The sequence below is a fragment of the Alteromonas sp. 76-1 genome, assembly GCF_900654235.1.
GTDB classification, from domain to species: Bacteria; Pseudomonadota; Gammaproteobacteria; order Enterobacterales; family Alteromonadaceae; genus Alteromonas; species Alteromonas naphthalenivorans.
On the sequence record NZ_LR136958.1, the window covers coordinates 2,294,415 to 2,314,075 of the forward strand.

The following is a 19,661-nucleotide window of genomic DNA, read 5'->3' on the forward strand; positions in this document are numbered from 1 at the left end:
TTTTAGCATTATTGTTGGTTGTACGAATTTAGTCGTTAGAAAGACTATATACGTACGATGCAACAACGTGGATTTTGTCATCACCCAAGGTTTTCTTGAATGAAGGCATAACACCATTTCGGCCGTAGGTTAGTGTTTCAGTAACCGCACGATGGCTTCCGCCATACAACCAAATGTTGTCAGTCAGGTTAGGCGCACCAAGTGCTTGGTTACCTTTACCGTCCATACCATGACAGGCAGCACATGCAGCAAAGCGAACTTTACCTGCATCAGCAAGTTGTTGGTCAACTTCACGCCCACTTAGGCTTAAAGCGTACTCAACGACTTCTGTGATACCTTGCTCACCCATAACATCTATCCATGCTGGCATAGCGGCTTTACGGCCTAACGTTAGGGTTTCAACAATTTTTGCACCCGAACCACCATATAACCAATCGTTATCAGTAAGGTTAGGGAAACCACCGTTTTGGCCGCGAGCATCAGAACCGTGACACTGAGAACAGTTTTGCATAAACAAACGCTGTCCTACTTTATTCGCTTCAGGGTCTTTCGCTAGTTCCTCAACAGGAATTTGCGCATACGCTTCGAAAATTGGGTCGAACTTTTCAGCTGCATAATCCAACTCACGATCGTACTCTACAAACTTGCCTTGCTCTTTTGCATCGATACGCGCTTGCGCCGATTCTTCAAGCGTCAATATGCCTTGGTTTGAGCTCTTCCAGCCAAATAAGCCTTCGTATGAACCCAATCCAGGATAAAGGGCAAGATAGATAAAACCCCAAATGATTGTCATGTAGAACATGATTGTCCACCAACGAGGAAGGTTATTGTTTAACTCCTCGATGCCGTCAAATTCATGCCCCATTGATTCTCCTTCTGGTACGCCTGTTTGGTTAGACAAACACCAGCGCAGAAGGAAATAGCAACCAATGATTAACCCTAGGGTTATCACTGAAATCCATATTGTCCAAAACATACTCATAAGTTCGAGACTCCTGCTAATCTTCTTTTGATTTTTCTTTGTCTTCGTCTGCGAAAGGCAAATTCGCCGCTTCATCAAACTTTTGCTTGTTGCGGCTACTAAAAGCCCACCAAACTATGCCAATGAAACTAACAAAGACGATGACAGTAAAAATGCTACCTACTATTCCTTGATCCATATTATTTCAAATGTGTGCCAAGAGATTGTAGGTATGCAATAAGGGCTTCCATTTCAGATTTACCCTGTACTGCCGCTTGTGCTCCCGCGACATCTTCGTCGGTATACGGTACGCCAAAGCCTTGGAAAACTTCCATCTTCTTGGCGGTTAACTTACCGTCAAGTCTGTTTTCTGCAAGCCATGGGAAACCAGGCATATTCGACTCAGGTACCACGTTACGCGGATTAAGCAGGTGAACACGATGCCATTCATCACTGTAACGCCCACCAACACGTGCTAGGTCAGGACCAGTACGCTTAGAACCCCAAAGGAAAGGGTGTTCCCATACTGACTCACCAGCAACACTGTAGTGACCGTAACGTTCTGTTTCGGCACGGAACGGACGAATCATCTGACTGTGACAACCAACACATCCTTCACGGATATAGATGTCACGGCCTTCTAATTCTAATGCTGTATAAGGACGTAAGCCTGTTACCGGTTCCATTGTTTGCTGCTGAAACATCAGCGGCGTAATTTGAACCATGGCACCGAAGCTAATCGCAACAAGGATTAGCACGGTTAACAGGCCGACATTTTTTTCAATTAACTCATGTGGATTTTTCATTATGTCGTCTCCTTATTACGCTGGCTGAGTTGTAACATCAGCAGCGATACTACCTTTAGGGGCACGAACGGTTTTCCATGTGTTGTAGGCCATGATAAGCATGCCAGTAACCACGAAACAACCACCAATGAAACGAACCACATAGAAAGGTTTAGACGCTTCAAGCGATTCTACAAAGCTATACGTTAATGTACCGTCAGCATTTACTGCACGCCACATTAGCCCTTGAAGAACACCTGACATCCACATTGCTACGATATATAGCACCACACCAATTGTTGCTAACCAGAAGTGAACATTAACAAGACGTGTGCTGTACATCGCTGGCTGACCAAACAGGATAGGTATTAAGTGGTAAATAGAACCAATTGATACCATGGCTACCCAACCTAGTGCACCTGAGTGTACGTGGCCGATAGTCCAGTCTGTGTAGTGAGACAGTGCGTTAACTGTTTTAATTGCCATCATTGGGCCTTCGAAGGTAGACATACCGTAGAAAGACAATGAAACAATTAAGAAACGTAATACAGGGTCAGTACGCAATTTATGCCATGCACCAGATAGCGTCATTATACCGTTTATCATTCCGCCCCAAGAAGGAACGAATAGAATGATAGACATCACCATACCTAGCGACTGTGTCCAATCGGGTAGGGCAGTATAATGTAAGTGGTGAGGACCAGCCCAAATGTACAATGAAATCAATGCCCAAAAGTGAACAATAGATAATCTGTACGAGTAAACTGGGCGACCTGCTTGCTTAGGAACGAAGTAATACATCATGCCCAAGAAGCCAGCAGTTAGGAAGAAACCTACTGCGTTATGGCCGTACCACCACTGCATCATGGCGTCTACTGCGCCTGCATACAATGAATAAGACTTAGTGAAAGACACCGGAATGGCCATGCTATTACCAATGTGCAATACAGCAACGGTAAGCATGAACGCCCCTAAGAACCAGTTCGCAACATAAATATGCGACACTTTTCGGATAACTAGGGTTCCGAAGAAGTTAATGATATAAGCGAGCCAGACTAGCGTAATCAATATATCGATTGGCCATTCTAGTTCAGCGTATTCTTTCGAGCTGGTTAAACCTAAAGGTAGAGAAACTACCGCCAATACGATAACGGCTTGCCAGCCCCAAAACGTAAATGCAGCAAGTTTGTCACTGAACAGTCTAACCTGAGAGGTACGCTGAACGATGTAGTATGACGTTGCGAACAACGCACAGCCGCCGAAGGCAAAAATAACGGCATTGGTGTGCAAAGGACGCAGACGCGAAAACGTTAGCCATGGTGTGTCAAAGTTAAGCATAGGTGCAAATAATTGCGCGGCAATAAATACCCCTAGGCCCATACCAATGATACCCCAGACTATGGTCATAATGGTAAATTGCCTAACTACTTTATAATTGTAGTCAGGTTGTGCTTGGCTTATTTCACTCATTTTAATGAATCTTCCACTTCAAATGAACTATGGTCTCCAACAGCCGTTCAAGTACGGTCTAGACATGCGAAAGCAACGGAATAACGCTTCACACCGAGCTCGGAAAGAGTAATAATTATAGTCTCCAAGCCAGTTGGTACGCGGATGATAAGGTTTTTAATTACAAAAAGATACCATAAACTACCTGAGCTTGATCTCCATCAATGAAGAAATATACAAAATTTAAGAAATGCTAAATAACAGTAACAAAAAGAGATCATTTTATTCACAAAGGTGGCTTACCCCGCTTTGCATTTTTCTCGTTGCAGTATGTGTATTTGCAGTGCATCAATACCAAATGTCCGCTACGCCTTCTTCAAGCTCCTTAAATGAAATAGGAGAGAGCTGTACATTTGTCAACGAGCACTGTGAATTTTTAATACATGGCAGGCATGCTTACGCGGAATTTTCAGAGAAAGTAGAACCTGAAACCTCTATTACCTTAGTACTCGATTTACCTGTAGGCACAAAGATAGAAAGTGCCTGGATAGAGGGTGTGAACATGTACATGGGTAAAGTGCCTGTGCTGCTTGAAAATAAACACAATGGCGAATGGTCAGGTTGGTTTATGTTGGGAAGCTGTAACGAAGAAAAAATGAAATGGCAATTGCGGTTAAATATAGAAGGGCAGGCAGCACCAAGCCACCTGAACTTCGAAACGACAATCTAGTATGACTTACATTTGAGACTGTAAGTAGTTAGACAAGCCAAGGCGTTTTACTAGGCCAAGTTGTTGCTCTAACCAATGGGCGTGATCGCGCTCGGTATCGTCAAGCAGCACGACTAAGATGTCACGTGTTACGTAGTCTTTTGCAGACTCACATAGCGCGATGACTTCTTTAAGTTTTGCATCTACTTCATATTCGACACGAAGATCGCTTTCAAGCATCTCAGGTACATCTGAACCTACTTTAAAGCCAGTTCGCGTGACCATGTCTGGTACGCCTTCTAAAAACAGCATACGCTCGATAAGTTTAGTGGCGTGGCCACGCTCATCGTCAAATTCGTGATCGATACGCTCATAAAGTTTAGTGAGCCCCCAATCTAAATACATTTGAGAATGAATGAAGTATTGATCCATAGCGGCCAATTCATAAGAAAGTAGCTCGTTTAGACCTTTAATGATGGTTTGATTACCTTTCATTAGTCATCTCCCATTACTTGCGCCTGAAGGTAGTTTTCAATACCCATAGCGCCGATTTGATATTCTTGAGTTTCAATCCAATCTAAATGATCTTCTTCGTACTCTAAAATTGATTCTAGGATGTCGCGCGTAACGTAATCCTGCTTTTCTTCGCACAGCGCGATGGCTTCGCGTAATAATGGTAACTGTTCTTTTTGGAATCTGGCATCGCAGCTCAGCATTTCCTCAGTATCTTCACCAATATAAAGTTTGCCTAACGCCTGAAGGTTAGGTAACCCTTCTAAAAATAGAATGCGCTCAATTAACTCATCTGCTTGCTTCATGTCTTTAATCGACTTTTTGTAGTTCTTTTCATTGAGCTCTTGTAAGCCCCAATTTTTGAACATACGTGCATGCAGAAAGTACTGATTTATAGACGTTAACTCACTGGTGAGTACATCATTCAGCTTCGCGACGACTTGTTTGTCACCTTGCATAATAAAAACCTTAATTATCAATATGACGCTAGTGTAGATTGAAAATACGCAAATGTCAAAAAATTACTTTAAAAACAATGGCATACAAATGGAAATGGTTATCACTTCATCCTTTGTTTGCATTAAGAATTGTCGACTATTTTTGTTGCGTATTTGCATAGGCTAAACTTTCTTCGGCAAAACCTAAACCCGCTTCGGTGAAAAAGTTAAATACTTTATCAACGCCTTGTTCTAGCAAATGATTAACTTCATCTTCATACCGTGCGATCGCTGCTACTTTACCGGTATAACCCGCGTTTCTAAGTTGACGGGTGATATTGATTGCGTCTTGTATAGAAGGCAACGCTAATAAAATTAAGTGAACATTTTTAAGTTCTAGGTTGTCCCACAAGTCTACATCTTCACCATCACCACAAATAACATTTAATCCTTCACTGGCAAGTTGCTTTACTTTCACTCTATCGGCGTCCATACCCCATACACTCACATCAGCAAGTTTAGATAACGCGTTAAATGCACCTTGCCCAACACGTCCCATTCCCAACACTAAAAACTCAGCTTTGTGCAAAGTAGGGTAAATGTCTTCTTTAAGCCGGCGGTTTTTTTCGAAACGTTTAATCGTGTCTTTATATTTGTGATATTGAGAATGCGAGGTTCGATACAACACACTAGTAATAACGAAAGAGACGGACAATGAAAGTGCAATCACTACTAACCAGCTTTCAGCCAATAAACCCAGCGAGACGGCAAGTGCACCTACAATAAGCCCAAATTCACTAAAGTTAGACAGCACAAGGCTACTTAAATAAGACGTTCGGCCTCGTAATCGAAGTGACGTAAATAGGCCAAAGAATAGGGCAGCCTTTATAGGGATAAACAAACAGAACACCAACGCGATAATAATCATATTGAAATCAGGAAGTGCGGTTAACCCGATGGTAAGGAAAAAGCCTATCAAGAATAAGTCTTTGAAACTAAGTAACGATTTAGCAAGCTCACTGGCCTTTTCATGTTGCGCCAACATGATGCCAAATATCAGAGCTCCTAGATCGCCTTTAATATTAACCAGCTCGAATAGGTGATAGCCGCCTAAAGCAAGAATGAACCCAGTAAGAGGGAGTAACTCTCCGTGACCTGACTTATTAATAACACGGTTAATAAGCGGCATCGCTGGAATAAGTGCCAACAACCCGAGTGCCCACACTGAAGGGAGTTTGCCTGTGGCAGCCACTAAAAATATAACAGCAAACACATCCTGCATAACCAAAATACCAATGGCAAGTCGGCCATGACGGGTTTTACTTTCACCGCTTTCTTCTAGCACCTTAATAACACAAACCGTACTGCTGAAGCTTAGGGCAAAGGCAATCAGTGTAGCGCTTTGCCATGTTAGCCCTTCTATATACTGGCTGGCTACTGCAGCAATGCCGTACACACCACACGTCACAATACCTACCCAAATGAGGGTATGGGTAATACTACCGGCCCACACTTCACGTTTACTTAAGTCGCGAACGTTTAACTTTAAACCAATAGTGAACAACATGATGGTAATACCCAAGTTGGCTATCTTGGTAAGATCATCAGTGAGCGTGTAGCCTGAAAAATTGAGCAAAAAACCCGCGACTAAGTAACCTACTAACGGGGGGATCCCAATAAGTTTAACCGTTAAACCGCAAACAAATGCGAACAGAAGAAATGCATACTCCATGAATTACCTTTCACCATTTCGATTAATGAGTACAAATAGAAATGCCTGTAGTCCGTTTGAGCCATGACATTTCTACCTTACATTCTTATATTAGTTAGCGCGGCGATAACTCAAAATTTTCAACACGCTGATGTATATAGAAGTGTTTAGATTAGCATGTAATGAAACATGAGCGAATGGGAAAAGATAGATACCATTATCTTGCGTTTATATCACTGTAGGTTTTAGCAATTAAAGATATAGTAATAAGTAAATGTACCGCTTAATAAAACCCAAAATTGTGTTGGAACAGTAATAACTGATAATCACACATGGAGTAGCTATGCGAAATCAAATCTTAGGAACCTTAACGGCATTATTTATTTTTAACCTACTGGTAGGTTTTTACTGGCATCCAGCGTGGTGGTTTCTATTATTAACCGTGTTGCTACTCGGTTTAGCAATCGTCGATACAGTCCAGAATAAACATGCGATCTTAAAAAATTTCCCGTTAATTGGCAGAACTCGCTGGACCGTTGAATCATTGCGACCCTTTATACAGCAGTATGTCTTAGAATCAGATACTGGCGGCGCGCCCATATCCCGTATGTTTCGCTCTATTGTGTATCAACGAGCAAAAGACAGTAGAGAAACTATTCCTTTTGGCACCCAGTTAAATACTTACGACGATGGTTATGAATGGATAGGACATTCATTATCAGCTCGTGATATTGATGAAATGAACCACGACCCAAGGGTTACGGTAGGTGGAAAAGACTGCAAGCAACCATACCATGCTAGCATCTTGAATATTAGTGCGATGAGCTTTGGTAGCTTGTCTAAAAACGCCATTCTGGCGCTTAATAAGGGCGCTAAGAAGGGGAACTTTTTTCATAACACTGGGGAAGGTGGCTTAACGCCTTACCACGAAGAAAACGGTGGTGACATTGTTTGGCAAATTGGTACTGGCTATTTTGGGTGCCGAACCAAAGACGGGAAGTTTGATGCCGATCTGTTTAAAGAAAAAGCGTGTTTGCCGCAAGTTAAAATGATTGAAATAAAGTTAAGTCAAGGCGCTAAACCCGGCCATGGTGGTATATTACCGGCTTATAAAAATACACCCGAAATAGCGAAAATTAGAGGCGTAGAGCCAGGTACTCAAGTAGATTCACCGCCTCGTCATAGCGCCTTTTCTACGCCGTTGGAGATGATTGATTATATACAAAAGCTTCGCGATCTAAGTGGCGGCAAGCCTATTGGAATTAAACTCGCGTTAGGCAGAAAAAGTGAATTTATTGCCATGTGTAAAGCCATGGTAGAAACCGGTATTACTCCCGATTTTATCACCGTTGATGGAGGCGAGGGCGGTACAGGCGCTGCACCTCTTGAATATTCAAACTCAATTGGTTTTCCACTGAGAGAGGCATTAGCATTTGTGGATGATTGCTTAATAGGTTTTGATTTACGAAAAGACATTAAAATCATAGCTTCGGGTAAAATTATCACAGCATTTCAGCTAGTTAAAAACTTGAGTTTGGGCGCTGACATTTGCAACAGCGCACGGGGGATGATGTTGGCGCTTGGCTGTGTTCAGTCACTCTCGTGTAATACTAATAAGTGCCCAACCGGCGTTGCTACGCAAGATCCAAAGCTGGCTAAAGGGCTAGATGTAACAGATAAATCTGAGCGAGTGTATCGCTTTCACAAGAAGACGCTGCATGCATTAATGGATATGCTGTCTTCAACCGGCCATGTAAGTACAACGGAATTAAACCGCACACATATATTTAGACGTGTAGATCAAGCAAGTATCGCACGTTACGACGAAATCTTTCCGTTAGTGAAAACCGGTACACTGTTAGGTGATGATATTCCAGAGCGATTTAAGCTACACGTCAAAGAAGCTAATTCTGATAGCTTTATGCCGTGCAGCTTATTGGCTGAAATAGAAGAAGAAACGAAGTCAGTTTCTTAATTTCCACCTTGAGCATCTTGTTCTGGCATGCGTAATTGATACAAACGATACTCAGAAGTTCGATAGGGGACGACTTTATATTTAGGCTGTAAATAAGCAACTAAATCAATAAGTTCCTGAACAGTAAGTACATTGTTCATATTCCGCATGCGCGATTCTCCATCGACGGAAGTCATACTAACAGGCTGCCTACGCGTTAACTTATGTGAGGGGTTTATCACACTGGTGACAAGCTCTCCATAGGTTGTGATCCTGCCACTGCTTCCCCCTAGAGGTATTGGTTTGGGCACTAGATAAGCATGATTTTCTGGCATTGTTATGCCTTCTATTTGGTGACAGTCAGTACACTGGTACTTCTGAAATGCCACTTTACCAGCGTCTGCATTTCCCTCAGGTAAGCTAAAACCCCGAGGCGAGTCTGGTCCTAAATCACACCCCGCCAATAACAACGCGATTAAAAGTAATGCAGTAGCAAGTTTTGCCATGTTCACGACTCCAACTTTATTATTCTGAAATTTTATTATGGTGCAAATCTAGAACGGGGAATTGATTTCAATCAAAGAAATGTGAACAGTAGTTAACTATATTGTAATTATCCACTCCCATTAATGGAACGAACTAATGGACGATTACAACACTGTTTTAGTACCTGTAGATGTGTTTTCAGACTATTCGCAAATTTTATCGAAAGCCTTGCGCGTAGCACCAGACCCAAAGAACGTTCATTTACTTTATGTGGCATTTCCACAGACTAACGTTGAGCCCTACGGACTATTTTTGGAACGTGACTATTCACAAGACGTGCAAGAACAAGCAATGACAAAATTGAAAGACATTGCGGCAATTAACAATATTCCTGATAGCAACGTAAACGTCGAAATTGGTTCACCTGCGGATGAAATACATCACTTAGCTGAAAAGTTAAACGCCGATCTGATTGTGATAGGCACACACGGACAAAGTGGGCTTCGGCTTCTTCTAGGATCTACGGCGAATGCTGTACTGCACGGTGTGAAAAGAGATGTATTAGCAGTAAAAATATAAACAATGACACAGTAATTGACCTTAACGCTAGCGCTGAACGATACGTAACATATCTGTCATTCAAATAAGTTAGTGTCTAGGAATTATCACTAAACACTGTACTGTTATGCCACCAAAGCGCTCGGGTTTTCTCGTTTATATTTTGCTACTATCTACTCTTATAGAGGAATAAAAGCGGCATTTTCCAGCGAAGCCGCGGTTAGGCAAGAAGTTGTAGCAATGGCACTATTACTTCCCATTGTGTTCATGCTTGAAGTAACAAACAGCGAAAGAGTGTTGCTACTCTTCTCGCTGTTCATTGTGCTAATTACCGAATTACTCAACACTGCCGTGGAAAAACTATCGGACCACGTAAGTACTGACATGCACGAACTGATAGGGAAGGCCAAAGATATTGGATCGGCGGCGGTATTTATCATACGACATAGATTTTCACATGGTTTCTGGGCTTTTCTTTTCGTCGTAACATTGCTCGATTAACTCCACCACAGAACTACTTAAGTTCTTTAGATGTGATGCATCAACACGACTTTCACCGCCGTGATTCAAATCGGAAATGGTAAACACGACATCTTCGCCGCTAGAATTCACATGAACTAGCACTTCATCTTCCTCATCGACAAATGGCACTTTGATATAAAGCGGCTCATTATTATCAGCAAAATAATCAATAGCTTCATCGACTGAAGTGAACGCTGGTTTCTTTTCTGGATGAAGTGACCAGGTTTTAGATGGGATGACAAGTTCGGCAATTGTTTTACCGTGTGACGCGTTAATACCATTAGACATAACATTTCCTTTTTTAATACCTATGCTAGTTGGTACGAAGCCATTCGATAATTGGGTTCAATTTTGATAGCAAACACAGGAAAAGAAGAGAATGTTTTGGGAAAAGAGAAGGGGAAAGACAGGAGTAATCAGCTCAAGAAGTTACGCGTAACTCCTTGTAAGCAATTTCATTATTAATATCAATTAGATATAATCTTGACATTATATCCCGAAGAAATCCGCAATTAGAACATATAACGAAATAAATCCTATATCGGGCACGGGCAGTTTAATAAAACCTATAATTAACGTTTAAATTTTTCTGATAACTTCGCCATTCCGCCTCGTTTTACATTAGCTTGTTGTGTGTAGTGACCAGGCATTTCAGGCGATTGCCAGCCTCCGGCCAGTTGGAGTTCGGGCAAGGTAGCACCATTTTCTGCAAGTGATACCGCGCCACCAACTCTGCCACTATGAGGCGTGATGTTTTCTTTTATTTCCGCCCGGGCAGCAACTCGTTTCCATATTCGATAAACACTCGAATAATCGAGAATTGAAGATTCATGTATCGGTGAATGTTGATGTGTATTTGCCTGTTCGTCATAAGGCAACAGTGCATGCCCGCGGTTTGAAACCCGGCGAAAAAGTATACCTCTGTTTATACGACGTAGATCATCAACAAGTCTTTCGCTCTGTGTCTTAGCATTAAAATTGGCTTCAGCGATATATTCATCAACCATGTTGATAGTACTAGTAGAAATAAATCGATGTGAACCCTTACCACTTTGGTCTGACTTTGACGTAACCACCAACACTGCATTGTTGCGTCTACTAATATGCTCAGCACAAACGCGTACTAACTCATCAGCGCGTAAGAGTGCATCAAACATTAAGTTCATAATCGTTAAATCGCGCATTTCTAATAATGTGTCTGGAATAATCTTATTGTTTATTTCATCCAATAAGTCGATAGTAAGCGGAACGGCTTGGTTATGACTAAGTTGGAACTTCCGATTCTCAATAAGTGACAAACGAACGAAATCCCGCAAATAAACCGATTGGATGATAGGATTCGGAAGTTTTGCAATGCCTAAAAATTTACTCAGCGCTGATAGGCGGCGTTTGATAGTTCTGTAGGCGAGGGGAGACTTACACAGTTCTTCTACATAGCGTTTGATTGCGTATTCGTTATGAGAGAAATCATCACTAAAACTGTCGATACGTTCTGACTGGCAGAAAATGGCGAAGTCGTTAAAGTCACTGATATAAGCGCGTTGTGTATTGCGAGGTAGCTTTGTGAATATGTCACGAAAATACGCATCAACATATTCAGCTCGTTCTGTATTGGTACTGTCACCATCGACAATAGACAGTTGTGTATTTGAACCAGGTTTGAATATAGACGACATCTAACTAACTCATTGTTTTTATGAACATTAGACTAAATCATTTCACGCATGATAATTACAGTTATCATGCGTGAAATGATTGAATTAGCCTTATATTATCCCGATTCTACACATTTTAACTGTTGTTATATACAGTTAAATTGGTATTGATCACATTTCCTTTTCTAATCGACTATTTATTAAACGTGCGCTACGCAAAATCTAACGGTATATACCTCTATTATGCGCTCAGATTTTACGTAGACGCACATTCAAATTGCGTACATTTCCACTTTATTGTGTGTAATCTTACGGTGATTAATCAGTATTCTACGCACTAGTTCTATCGGTGATTAAACTTGTACCACTTGGAAAGTACGAAATAATAAAAAGATTACAGCTCCCAAAACTCATTGTTTAGACGTTAAAGAGGCAATGTAAAAGACACTAAAGTAAATTGCAGTACACATTGTCAGTAACGCAGTAGAAAAAATATAAATTATGAAAATAGGTTAGGTGTTATTATTTAGGCAATGGTCGCTGGTAATAAAAGTTAAAAATAGCGGTAAAAAGCATTGCGTAAAATTAGACACTACGAGAGCTTTGGTATTGTACTCGTATTGCCAGAAAGCCTGAGCATTTAAATAAAACATGGCTTTATCATTTCCTCATAATCATTTGCTCGTATCAAAGCTAAACGCTGGTTAAATTACACAAAAATATACAAACGCTTTAATAAATATACTGACTAATTTTTGTATATATAAAAACTCACTGTGTTCAAACGCCTCAGAAATAAATTACAACGACGTATCATTATTCTTAACGCTGTTACTCAATTAACAATGTCATTGGCAAGCTATTAATTTAAAGCGTGTGCTTAGGTGATGTAGAACTTCTAATTATTGCCCTTAGGATATTAGTTTCCATTTTAGCCTGATTAATTCAAATAATGCGGAAAAACACACACGTAGCGTTAGGACAGGGAACAACCTTAATACTGTCTACAGTGATACAGCATTTGGAATACGTCCACACATAAATACGCCTAGCTATATAACAATATCTATATCCAATTTAACATAATATACATTATGCGCAATTAAGTATATGAGGGTTTAGGGTGGTTAATGCTAGCCTTTTCGATAGCTTTGTCGTGCGTGATGACTTACACACTTTTTCTGCGTTTCGTTATTGCGTGGTTTTGAAATGTGTTTTTATAGCGTGCGTGAGATTAAAATCTGAGGTGTTTAGCGTGGTATCCATAGCAAGATTTCGCGTACAAGCGCATCGCAATCGACTGCTATCTTATGAAAGTTTCGCTAAGAGATTCTAGATAATGATTAGACTTACTATTTAATGTGGTAACGAGTGTTAAGTAAGAATATTTAAATTATGGTTAAGCTAACGTATAAGTTATTGGTAATAAGCTGCCCGCTTTACAGTCTTAGTTTTTCAAAGCCGCATTTTCTATTTCTAATATAATTATGCGTTCTAACATTCTTAACAACTGCTTGCGGTTTTCTCTTTGTATTTTAGTCAGGCTTTTATTTAATAAAGTCACATCTTCTTCTGATAAAGATACTTCAACACTTTCGGTAATATTCGCGTTGTGTACAAATTGTTTGTAATGACTAACGCTGTTTTCTATTGCGGTATCTATTAAATGTTGCGAGCAGCCAACTAGCTTGCCAGTAATATACGTAGCAATAACTTTTCTTACTTCTGTTAAACATGTAGGAAACGCTATAACATTTTCTACATGTTGTTTTATGTCATCACTTTCAATTGTGCTCACTAAACGCTACCTTCAATTTACATATAATCCGCGTATTTAAATCTATTATTTGGTTTTAATAGAACATTGCTGAATTCATAAATTCAGTAAATAAAAGAATCTATGGCTTAGCTTCTTTTATTGTTTAAGCTATTAACTGCTGCACTTAACATTTCTTTATCGCCGTCATGAATTAACGCTTTCATACTGCGTTCATAAGCTTCTTTGGCATGTTTAGTTGCAGCTTTACAAATATCATCATTGCTTGTTTTTGCAATGGCATCTAACGTCTTTTGTATTCTTATAGAGACTTCAATCATGGATGCACCATCTCGTGCTAAACCTGTGAATGCGTCATCAAACATATCGGCCGTACTCATGTCAGGTACGGTTACTTTATCGTATTTAATGTCACGAATGTCATCGCATTTTTCTTTGTGCGCCCACTGAATAAACAAACGAGCATAACTGCCAAGAATACTGATGGCGGTACCTGGGTCGTTTACTGAAGGCGAAAGCGCGCGGGATGCTATTTCTGATAGCACGACCAATCCATATCTAGGATCGGCTTCAAATGACCGTTCGCTGCCAATTTGAAATGCTGAAAGTAGTGATGATTTATCACTGGCTTTACTGCTGCTGTCATCCTCGGAGTTTTTCGGTTTAAAGCTCTCGATGTAGCACAGCGGTTTATCCGGTGTGCAAAATTGGCCGGGTAGCATGGCGATATGGACTTGGGTGTCTCGTTCTTCAGCCCACGCTTGCACTTTTGCCATATCAACCATTTGTACATAGCCAATACTATCAGTTGTTAGTGTTTGGTATTTTGAGGGATCACCGCCCTGCTCTTTCACACTGTTCGGCTGCTGCTTACCGCCGAGCCTGGGCGTCGATAATCGATGGTTAATAGCACGCATGGCGGCATCTTCAACTTTTTGTACCGTAGAGCCCACACGGCCGAGTCTCGCGACACTGTCTACCCACCGGATAAACGTAAGAATGACAATCACAAAGACGAGACAGGTAAGACAAAAAAGTAGAAATATTCCAGCGTCTTCGAAGAAATTGTTAATTGAAGCGGTTATGGCGACGACGCTAAAGATAAACGCGCCTACAAAAGTAGACAGTGCATTTTGTGAGGCATCATCTGAGATAATTAAACTTACCGAACGTGGCGTCGACGACCTGCTGGCAGATGCATAGGCGTTTACCATAGTACCGGCCGAAAAAGTCGCTATAACCAACATGCTCGATGCCATAATGGATAACAGTGTTTCTACCGAGGATTGATCAACTTTAGGTAGGTGCTGCGCAAGTGCGGTGCCGTCTGCCAGTTTCGAGGCGAACACAGCCGCTATCGACAATAAGCATAATGTTAATGGCTTTACCCACAATTTTTCTTTAACACTGAATAGCAAAAACCGTAATCGGTCTACAGAAATAGGCGCATCCATGAATTTATGTCCTTTCTTTTATTATAATTATAGTCAGAAGTTTCTATTTCATACGTTTGTTACCGGCACAACGTTTAGAGCAATACACTACGTTATCCCAATTCTTCTCCCATTTTTTGCGCCATGTAAAGGGTCTGTTGCACACGGGGCACATTTTGCTTGGTAAATCAGACTTCTTCATTTTTAGATAATTTGGTTAAAAAGATGGTCGCGCTGTCTTTCATTGCATCAATGTTTTCATCTTTCATTCGGCTATAAGTTTTATACATCATTGCCATTCTGGGGTTACCGCTTAGCTTTTCTTTATGTTTATCGATGAAATGCCAGTATAAGTAATTGAACGGACATGCCTTAGGGCCTGTTTTTTTACTGACTTGATAGCCGCAATTTTTGCAGTAGTTCGACATTTTATTAATATAGCTACCACTTGCGATATAAGGTTTGCTCGCGAGTTGACCGCCATCACTGTATAAAATCATACCCGCTACATTAGGCAGTTCTACCCATTCATAAGCATCTGCATAAACCAGCAAGTACCATTGCTGTACCTCTTCGGGTGACAACCCTGTTAAAAGGCAGAAATTCCCCAGCACCATTAATCGCTGTATATGGTGAGCATACGCGTTTGCTTGTGTTTCCTTTAAGCATTGGCGCATGCAATTCATATTGGTTTGGCCATCCCAAAAGAAATCGGGGAGTGAGCGATTATTATTGAAATAATTATCGCTTTTAAGGCCTGGCATAAAGTGCCAATAAAACCCTCTAACAAATTCCCTCCACCCCAGTATTTGGCGGATAAAACCTTCAACCGAGTTAAGCGGCGCAGTGCCTGCGTAGTAAGCCGATTCCGCAGCATCAATGGCTTCTCTTGGGCTTAGCAAACCACAATTTAAATAAAACGCGATATGAGAATGATACAACCAAGGCTTACCTTCAACCATGGCATCTTGGTATTGGCCAAAATGGGGTAACCGTTCTTCTATGAAGTCGCTTAGCACCGTTAACGCATCGTCACGGGTAACGGCAAAGTGAAATGGGTTAATATCACCAAAGTGATCGCTGAACTCGCTCTCCACCAAATGAATTACATCTTGAGTAATCGCATCTATTTCAAATTGCGTGTGTGAAGGCACATTTGTACCTGCAGGCATGGGCTCTCGGTTTTGAGCGTCGTAATTCCATTTCCCGCCAATAGGGTTTTTATCTTCCATCAAGATGCCATGCTTTCTACGCATCTCTCGGTAGAAAAACTCCATGCGCAACTGCTTTCTGTCATGGGCCCAATCACTAAATTCTTTGGGGCTGGCGAGAAAACGAGAATCATTGATTATACTGACAGGCACACCTAGGGATTGCTCCCATTGCTGCATGCTTTTCAATAAACGATATTCGCCAGGTGATGTCACTTTAACATTATCAAAGTCGCCGCTCGCTAGCGTATATTTAACTTGTTCGAGCAAACCGCCTTGGTTTGACTCATCGTTATATTCAATATAGTTGACGTTAAAATTATCTTCCTTCAACGCTTTTGCGAAATGTCGCATGGCACTAAAGAGGAAAACAATTTTCTTTTTGTGATGCTTTACGTAAGTAGCTTCCTCACGTACTTCTGCCATCAGCACGGTATCTTGCGCTTTTGTTGCGTTTTCTAAAACAGGCAGGTTGTGAGTAAGCTGATCACCTAAAATAAGTATTAAAGACGCCATGGGTACCCTACTCTTTTAAAGCCTGAAAGGCATCTAAAGCACGCTGTCTCGATGCTTTTAAATCTACGATAGGTTTAGGATAAGTATCCCCTAGATGTACGCCTGCATCTTTAGCAATGACCGGCGGCGCATCCCAAGGCTTATGTATGTATTTATCAGGAAGGTCGGCAAGTTCAGGGCAGTACTTCCTGACGTACTTTCCTTGTTTATCAAATTTTTCTCCCTGTAATAACGGGTTAAAAATTCTGAAATACGGTGCTGCGTCAGCGCCTGTGCCTGCTACCCACTGCCAACCAGCGGTATTGCTGGCTAAATCAGCGTCTACTAGGCAGTCCCAGAACCAACGTTCGCCTTCTTGCCAACTAATAAGAAGATTTTTAACCAGGAAAGAACCTACAATCATACGAACACGGTTGTGCATATACCCGGTTTGCCACAGTTCTCGCATACCTGCGTCGACAATAGGGATACCGGTTTGCCCTTTTTGCCATGCTTTAAGAGATTTGGCATCAGTGCGCCAATTGAACTTATCAAATTTATCATTAAAGTTTTTGGTCGGTATGGTTGGAAAATGGTAAAGCAAGTAATAGCTAAACTCGCGCCAGCCCAACTCACTTAGGTAAGTATCTATACTTTTATCTTCACTGGTTTCAAACCTATCTTTAATGGCATACCAGACTTGATTAGGCGACACTTCGCCAAAATGCAGATGCGGTGATAGATGAGAGGTTCCATTCATTGACGGAATATCACGGGCATCTTTATATTTGCGGGCAGAGTGCTCGATAAAATCTTGTAAATTGTCAGCGGCACCGTCTTCACCTGGTTTCCAGTGATTTTTAAAATCACTGTCCCAATCTAGCGAAGGAAGTAAGTTGAGATCGTCTATATTACAAGAGCCGTTAGCCTTAGTATTTTTACTGTCATCAACATCGGCATATGTAATTCGTGCTGGCGGTGCTTGAGGATAGCGTGGAGGCTCAACGTTCAAACAACCTTTTCTATAATATGGGGTGAAAACTCGGTACGGCGTCCCGTCTTTTTTGTGCACCTTCATCGGCTCCCACAGCAAACTACCGTTACTGCTGTGCGCCTCAAAGTCATTGTCTAAAAGCTGCTTTTTAATCGCTTTATCTCGATTAATTTGCCAAGGCTCATAGCAGCGATTCCAATAGATTCCCTTCGCTTCATAGGCTTCCATTAATGCAGGGATAAGCGTTTTAGGATCGCCTTTAAATACCTTTAGGTGATTATTCAATCTCTCGTTCAATGAATTCAACGAGTGATGTAACCACCAGTTACTGGCGCCTCCTAATGCTTTTGCATCGTTCGCATTATCATCGTAAATGTAAATCGGGATTATTTTTCCTTCATCACAGGCTGCATTTAACGCGGGGTTATCTTTTACTCTAAGGTCCTGTCTGAACCACATTATTGACACTGGCACTGTCACGGTTAGCCCTTTAATTGAACATTATATAAACACTTACGCATACATATGATACGATAATCGCAGAAAGCAGGATCCATCTACCCCAAAAAAATGTATAAGGGAGGGAACCCTATGTTACTGGATAATCATGTGATACGTGATTCAGCAAGACCTACAAGAGGCTTGTTTTGGTTTCGCCACGACTTACGTTTTCACGACCAAGTGGCGCTATCATCGCTTTGTCAGCAAGTAGACGAATTAACGCTTCTCTTTATAATAGACGACAGCTGGTTTGTACCAAACTCTTACGGTATTCAACCCGTTGGTGAGCATCGTTTTAACTTTCTTATAGATACAATAGAAGCATTAAACGAAAAAGCGAGCGCTTTGGGTCACTCTATTTTGACCTTAAAGGGCCAAACTCCTGAACTACTCGTGTCTTTGCTTTCATCTAATGCTTATACGCACTTTGGTGTTACTGAACACGGAGGCTATAACGAGCGCAGAGAAGTAGAAGCGGTTTCTCGTTTTTTTCCTAATATCGAAATAGTGACAGGCGAATCTAGCTCGCTTTTCAATCAAAATGACCTCCCTTTTAATCTTGAAGTCATGCCGGATGTCTTTACCCCTTTTAAGCGTAAAATTGAATCTGCAATAAAACCCTGTGAACCTGTAGCAACGTTAACCGCATTGCCTAACCCTTTCACGCCAGATATTGACGCTGAATGCCAATATACGCTTAACCGTCGACCTCCACGTAATCAAACAGAAGGCTCATTCGTTGGAGGCGAAGACGCTGCAATCTCTCACTTAAACAGTTATTTATTCGAATGGAAAGTGGCAGCGAGCTATAAAGAAACGCGAAACGCATTAGATAATTGGCGCGACAGTACAAAACTGTCGCCTTGGTTAGCCACGGGTGCGCTATCGGCGCGGTATGTAATTCAAGAAGTTAAACAGTACGAACAAAACGTCGTTAAAAATGATTCAACCTATTGGATTTATTTTGAATTGCTTTGGCGTGAGTATTTTTATTGGCTTCAACAGAAGTTTGGACCAAAGTGGTTCCAGTTTGATGGCATAAAATCAAAAACGCCTAATACCAGCCACAACCATGAAGTATTTGTTGGTTGGTGTAACGGACAAACGGGATACCCTATTGTTGATGCGTGTATGCGTCAACTGGCGTCTACGGGTTATATGTCTAACCGAGGTCGACAATTGGTGGCAAGTTGCTTTGTGAATGAACTCAGGCAAGATTGGCGCTATGGCGCGGCTTGGTTCGAGAGTCAATTGTTAGATTATGATGTGGCTAGCAATTGGGGAAACTGGTTGTACCTGGCTGGCGTAGGTACAGACCCCCGAGAGAACCGGCAATTTAACTTGCAGAAACAAACCGAAATTTACGACCCGAAAGGTGACTTCTGTGCGAAATGGCTAGATTAACACCTTTATTTGTTACGTAAACATACCCACTAGCTAGCCTCTTTTTCAAGTTATGCGTAGCCTGCGGGAAGCAAATTCAGCCATTTTGGTTACGTGTAACCCAGTC

The 19,661-nt window shown here is 41.4% G+C and carries 20 protein-coding genes; 5 read left to right on the forward strand and 15 right to left on the reverse strand.

Features of this window, described 5'->3' with window-relative positions:
- Nucleotides 1–28: 28 nt before the first annotated feature.
- The 4 genes from ccoP to ccoN are packed head-to-tail and all read right to left on the reverse strand — an operon-like array spanning nt 29 to nt 3,216.
- Nucleotides 29–982, reverse strand: coding sequence for a cytochrome-c oxidase, cbb3-type subunit III (ccoP, locus tag ALT761_RS09895; protein ID WP_129738399.1), 954 nt, complete (start codon nt 980–982; stop codon nt 29–31).
- Between the two features lie 16 nt (nt 983–998).
- Nucleotides 999–1,160, reverse strand: coding sequence for a cbb3-type cytochrome oxidase subunit 3 (locus ALT761_RS09900; protein ID WP_013784114.1), 162 nt, complete (start codon nt 1,158–1,160; stop codon nt 999–1,001).
- A gap of 1 nt (nt 1,161) precedes the next feature.
- Nucleotides 1,162–1,767, reverse strand: a complete 606-nt coding sequence (ccoO, locus tag ALT761_RS09905) for a cytochrome-c oxidase, cbb3-type subunit II (RefSeq protein ID WP_129738401.1) — start codon at nt 1,765–1,767, stop codon at nt 1,162–1,164.
- Between the two features lie 15 nt (nt 1,768–1,782).
- A complete protein-coding gene (gene ccoN / locus ALT761_RS09910; protein ID WP_013784112.1) occupies nt 1,783–3,216 on the reverse strand; it encodes a cytochrome-c oxidase, cbb3-type subunit I in 1,434 nt (477 codons plus the stop codon).
- Between the two features lie 322 nt (nt 3,217–3,538).
- On the opposite strand from ccoN, the gene ALT761_RS09915 reads away from it, so the two are divergent.
- Entirely contained in the window at nt 3,539–3,925 is a 387-nt protein-coding gene (locus tag ALT761_RS09915; RefSeq protein ID WP_232043573.1) for a hypothetical protein, read from the forward strand.
- A 6-nt stretch (nt 3,926–3,931) separates the two neighbouring features.
- Here ALT761_RS09915 and bfr (ALT761_RS09920) read toward each other — a convergent pair whose 3' ends face one another.
- The 3 genes from bfr (ALT761_RS09920) to ALT761_RS09930 form a co-directional block, all read right to left on the reverse strand.
- A complete protein-coding gene (gene bfr, locus ALT761_RS09920; RefSeq protein ID WP_129738405.1) occupies nt 3,932–4,399 on the reverse strand; it encodes a bacterioferritin in 468 nt (155 codons plus the stop codon).
- Nucleotides 4,399–4,875 carry a bacterioferritin gene (gene bfr / locus ALT761_RS09925; RefSeq protein WP_057791831.1) on the reverse strand — a complete coding sequence of 159 codons (477 nt, stop codon included), beginning with the start codon at nt 4,873–4,875 and terminating at the stop codon, nt 4,399–4,401. Before bfr (ALT761_RS09925) ends, bfr (ALT761_RS09920) begins: the two co-directional genes overlap by 1 nt.
- Nucleotides 4,876–5,011: 136 nt before the next feature.
- Complete coding sequence (locus ALT761_RS09930) at nt 5,012–6,586, reverse strand: cation:proton antiporter family protein (protein WP_129738407.1); 1,575 nt, start codon at nt 6,584–6,586, stop codon at nt 5,012–5,014.
- Nucleotides 6,587–6,908: 322 nt separating this feature from the next.
- Between ALT761_RS09930 and ALT761_RS09935 the strand changes: the two genes are divergently transcribed.
- On the forward strand, nt 6,909–8,540 hold the full coding sequence (locus ALT761_RS09935) for an FMN-binding glutamate synthase family protein (protein WP_129738409.1): 1,632 nt from the start codon (nt 6,909–6,911) through the stop codon (nt 8,538–8,540).
- On the opposite strand, the gene ALT761_RS09940 is transcribed toward ALT761_RS09935, so the two are convergent.
- Nucleotides 8,537–9,025, reverse strand: coding sequence for a c-type cytochrome (locus ALT761_RS09940; protein WP_129738410.1), 489 nt, complete (start codon nt 9,023–9,025; stop codon nt 8,537–8,539). The genes ALT761_RS09935 and ALT761_RS09940 overlap by 4 nt on opposite strands.
- A gap of 136 nt (nt 9,026–9,161) precedes the next feature.
- Here ALT761_RS09940 and ALT761_RS09945 point away from each other — a divergent pair, with 136 nt between their 5' ends.
- Both ALT761_RS09945 and ALT761_RS09950 read left to right on the forward strand, forming a co-directional pair.
- A complete protein-coding gene (locus tag ALT761_RS09945) occupies nt 9,162–9,584 on the forward strand; it encodes a universal stress protein (protein WP_129738412.1) in 423 nt (140 codons plus the stop codon).
- Nucleotides 9,585–9,680: 96 nt separating this feature from the next.
- Nucleotides 9,681–10,064: a diacylglycerol kinase gene (locus ALT761_RS09950; protein ID WP_129740610.1), complete on the forward strand. Its 384-nt coding sequence runs from the start codon at nt 9,681–9,683 to the stop codon at nt 10,062–10,064.
- On the opposite strand, the gene ALT761_RS09955 is transcribed toward ALT761_RS09950, so the two are convergent.
- From ALT761_RS09955 to ALT761_RS09985, 7 genes are all read right to left on the reverse strand, one after another.
- Entirely contained in the window at nt 10,017–10,373 is a 357-nt protein-coding gene (locus ALT761_RS09955) for a hypothetical protein (protein WP_129738414.1), read from the reverse strand. The genes ALT761_RS09950 and ALT761_RS09955 overlap by 48 nt on opposite strands.
- Before the next feature lie 284 nt (nt 10,374–10,657).
- On the reverse strand, nt 10,658–11,761 hold the full coding sequence (locus tag ALT761_RS09960; RefSeq protein ID WP_129738417.1) for a tyrosine-type recombinase/integrase: 1,104 nt from the start codon (nt 11,759–11,761) through the stop codon (nt 10,658–10,660).
- 1,426 nt (nt 11,762–13,187) lie between these two features.
- Nucleotides 13,188–13,538 (reverse strand): hypothetical protein, encoded by a 351-nt coding sequence (locus ALT761_RS09965; RefSeq protein ID WP_129738419.1) that lies wholly within the window; start codon nt 13,536–13,538, stop codon nt 13,188–13,190.
- 107 nt (nt 13,539–13,645) lie between these two features.
- On the reverse strand, nt 13,646–14,971 hold the full coding sequence (locus ALT761_RS09970; RefSeq protein WP_129738421.1) for a DUF2254 domain-containing protein: 1,326 nt from the start codon (nt 14,969–14,971) through the stop codon (nt 13,646–13,648).
- Between the two features lie 43 nt (nt 14,972–15,014).
- Nucleotides 15,015–15,152: a DUF2256 domain-containing protein gene (locus ALT761_RS09975; protein ID WP_082604920.1), complete on the reverse strand. Its 138-nt coding sequence runs from the start codon at nt 15,150–15,152 to the stop codon at nt 15,015–15,017.
- A complete protein-coding gene (locus ALT761_RS09980) occupies nt 15,139–16,677 on the reverse strand; it encodes a cryptochrome/photolyase family protein (protein WP_129738423.1) in 1,539 nt (512 codons plus the stop codon). The genes ALT761_RS09975 and ALT761_RS09980 overlap by 14 nt, the downstream gene beginning before the upstream one ends.
- 7 nt (nt 16,678–16,684) lie before the next feature.
- The gene (locus ALT761_RS09985) at nt 16,685–18,130 is read right to left on the reverse strand and encodes a cryptochrome/photolyase family protein (RefSeq protein ID WP_129738425.1); all 1,446 of its coding nucleotides are present in this window, start codon (nt 18,128–18,130) and stop codon (nt 16,685–16,687) included.
- Between the two features lie 111 nt (nt 18,131–18,241).
- Here ALT761_RS09985 and ALT761_RS09990 point away from each other — a divergent pair, with 111 nt between their 5' ends.
- Nucleotides 18,242–19,555 carry a DASH family cryptochrome gene (locus ALT761_RS09990; RefSeq protein WP_129738427.1) on the forward strand — a complete coding sequence of 438 codons (1,314 nt, stop codon included), beginning with the start codon at nt 18,242–18,244 and terminating at the stop codon, nt 19,553–19,555.
- Nucleotides 19,556–19,661 lie beyond the last annotated feature (106 nt).